This window comes from Hydrocoleum sp. CS-953, assembly GCF_002260545.1.
GTDB lineage: Bacteria > Cyanobacteriota > Cyanobacteriia > Cyanobacteriales > Microcoleaceae > Trichodesmium.
In genome coordinates this window covers 1-3,060 of record NZ_LGSU01000422.1, presented here as the reverse complement: position 1 = coordinate 3,060, position 3,060 = coordinate 1, and the positions used below count along the sequence as shown (strand labels likewise).

At 34.2% G+C, this 3,060-nt stretch carries 2 protein-coding genes and 1 pseudogene; all 3 read right to left on the bottom strand.

From position 1 onward, the window contains the following. Positions 1-332: 332 nt before the first annotated feature. Positions 333-1,892 carry a cobyrinate a,c-diamide synthase gene (locus AFK68_RS04150; protein WP_094671712.1) on the bottom strand — a complete coding sequence of 520 codons (1,560 nt, stop codon included), beginning with the start codon at positions 1,890-1,892 and terminating at the stop codon, positions 333-335. Between the two features lie 202 nt (positions 1,893-2,094). Beyond that, positions 2,095-2,538, bottom strand: coding sequence for a globin domain-containing protein (locus tag AFK68_RS04145; RefSeq protein WP_094671711.1), 444 nt, complete (start codon positions 2,536-2,538; stop codon positions 2,095-2,097). A 172-nt stretch (positions 2,539-2,710) separates the two neighbouring features. Beyond that, positions 2,711-3,060, bottom strand: a pseudogene (locus AFK68_RS04140) (hypothetical protein); the annotation flags it as partial.

Genomic DNA, 3,060 nt, shown 5'->3' with positions numbered 1-3,060 from the left:
TCTCACTCTCAGAAATCTTGAGACTTGATTCCTCCTAAATCTTCACAACAAAAAGCTTCTTGAAAATGTAGGAAATATCTATCATTATTTGGCTTTTTTTCTTCAATATTTATTCCTTCTTCCTTCTGAAAAATCAGTAAAATGGATTGAAATATTTTACATTACCTTTTTCTTTGACTAAAAATTAAGTCTCACTCTCAGAAATCTTGAGAGTTGATTCCTCCTGAATACTCACAACAAAAAGCTTCTTGAATTTGAGGAAATATCTATCATTATTTGGCTTTTTTTCTTCAATATTTATTCCTTCTTCCTTCTTCCTTCTTCCTTCTTCCTTATTTCAAATGGTTGATAAACCGCCTCGGAATCTCTACCCTATTTCCCCAATGCAGATGCAGATAAGAAGCATGAATTTGATAAAAATTCCAGCCTTCAACAGTTGCCTGACTGTGATTTTTTTTCTCATCAACTCGCCACATTTTATATAAAGGTATTGGGGGTACTTCAGTTAATTCTGAACGATGAAACTCGTGCCCATAAACTTGTGTATTTGCTGCTAACAAGGGAGTATCTATATTAGTAATTGCTTGCCGATATCCTAACTTTAAATTTTTCCCCATTACTGCCTTAGTCGGCAAAATTCCTACCATCTCCCAAGACTTACTATTAAAGTCAATAATTGCTTCAGATAAATACATCAACCCACCACATTCAGCATAAGTTGGCATTCCCGAAATAATTGCTTCCTTGACTGCCTTTCTAACAAAAACATTTTCACTTAACTGTTGAGCAAAAACTTCTGGAAATCCGCCACCAAAATATAAACCTTGTATTCCTTCTGGTAAACTTTCATCTTTTAGCGGACTCCAAAATACTATTTTTGCTCCCAACTCTTCCAGAATATCTAGGTTATCTTGATAATAAAAATTAAATGCCCGATCGCGAGCCACTCCTATTAAAATTTCTGACTTTTTTTTCTCAAAATTATTTGTAATTAACCTCGGTAAATGTATTTTCTTATCAGAGCAAATCTTAGTAGATAAAAGGTGCTGATAAATCTCATTCTCAACTTTTAAAATAGGCAGTAATTTTTCCCAATCAAAACAACTTTCTGCCAAATCAACCAAATCATTAATTAAAATATCTAAATTCGGCATTTCATCAGTGGGAACTAAACCCAAATGTCGGTCAGGAATACTAATATTTTGATGCCGTCTCAAAATCCCAAGTATAGGTAAATTTATACACTTTAAAGAATTTTGCAATAGTTGTAAGTGGCGATCGCTTCCCACTCGGTTAAGTATCAAACCAGCAAAATTAATAGTAGGATCGAGAGAAACAAAACCATGAGCGATCGCTGCCACAGAAGCAGACAACCGACTACAGTCAAGCACCAACAAAACAGGCAAATTCAGCAACCGGGAAATATGAGCAGTAGAAGCAAAATCAGGAAAGCACTTATCGCCTCCTCCCCTTTCTAAGGAGAGGGGGTTAAAATCATCTTCCTCCCCCCTTTTTAAGGGAGCATCATCTTCATCCCCCCTTACAAAGGGGGTTAAGGGGGGATTAAAATCATCTTCTTCCCCTATTTCTAAGGGGCGATCGCAAAACCTCACCCCATCAAACAAACCCATCACCCCTTCCACCAAAGCATAATCAACATCCTGAATATTACGCCCAAAGCATTGTTGCACATAAACTTCAGAAGTCAGCACCGGGTCTAAATTTCGACAAGGTTTACCCGTTACATACTGATGAAACATCGGATCAATGTAATCAGGTCCCACCTTAAATGATTGTACCTTGAGATGTTGCCGTTTTAAATAAGCTAGTAACGCCAACGTTACAGTTGTTTTGCCAACACCACTACGCTCCCCCGCAATTATTAAACTCAATAGACTTCTCCGAAAAAGATATATATTTCTTGTAAAAGTAGGGAACACTTAACTGGGAACAGGGAACAGATTTTTACCTAAAAGAGACGAAAAATGATTTTGTGAGTGATTTTTACAACTCTAGCTTATACTCAATAAAGATCAATTTATTTTCTGGAGATGTCTAATATTTCCTCCCTTTTTTTTACTCACAAAAATTCAGTTAAGAAACACTTTCTTCCTCATATATTTCATGCTCTCGGTGAATAAAAACCTCCGCCAATACCTGATAAGCTTCTGTCCAAGCATCTATAACTTCTGGGGTTGCATTCTCTCCCAAAACATCCTTCATCGCCTCCAACATACATTCTCCAACTATTGGATATTGTTCTGGTTGTACATGAGTTTGTACATGACGGTGAGCAATTTTTTCAACCGCTGATTTTAAAGCAGGCAAATCATCAATATGAGTAGCATAAGCATAAACTGCAGTTGCTAATTTAGCTGGTTGAGAGCCATCAGCTTGAGCTGACATATTAAATTGTGACTTAACTTCAGGATGTTTTTCAAACATTATTTCATACATCCGAGTAGTAATTTGCTTTCCTTCTTTTTTCAGAATAGGAGCTGTAGATTTAACAATATCAATTGTTTTTTGACTGACCATATATAGTCTTAATAATTTAACGTCAATATAATTTTATCTAGCAATAATTTACTACTGAATAAAATCAACTTTTTCTTTATATACAGTCAAAAAAAATTGTGAGGAATCAATTATAACAGAAATTACTACTCTCACTTTGATAAACTACAACTAAATTAAATTAGTATAAACCTTACTTAAATTTTGATTGAGATTTAATAATTTTTGAAGCTTCTTCTAAAAGTTGATTTTGCTCAGTTTTAATTTCTTCTAGCCTAGTCAAAATCTGCATTAGTCTCTGGCGATTATTTAAAATTTTATTAGAAGAATCCATTAATGTTAAATTTTTACCTAAATCAGTTGCCTTAGAAAATTTTTTATTCGTAAATTTTGCCTCTACAGAAGTAGATTTATTACTCAAGCTCCAAATACTCTTGAAAACTTTGAATGGGCTAGTTAAGATAAACAAAAATAATGATTTTCCTAAATTACTAACTACTTGCAAAAATCCTAACAATATCAATATTAAGAATAAACCAGCTA

What these genes read in the sequence shown, in the direction of transcription:
- AFK68_RS04145 (WP_094671711.1), bottom strand. Translation starts at nt 2,538, where the DNA reads ATGGTCAGTCAAAAAACAATTGATATTGTTAAATCTACAGCTCCTATT.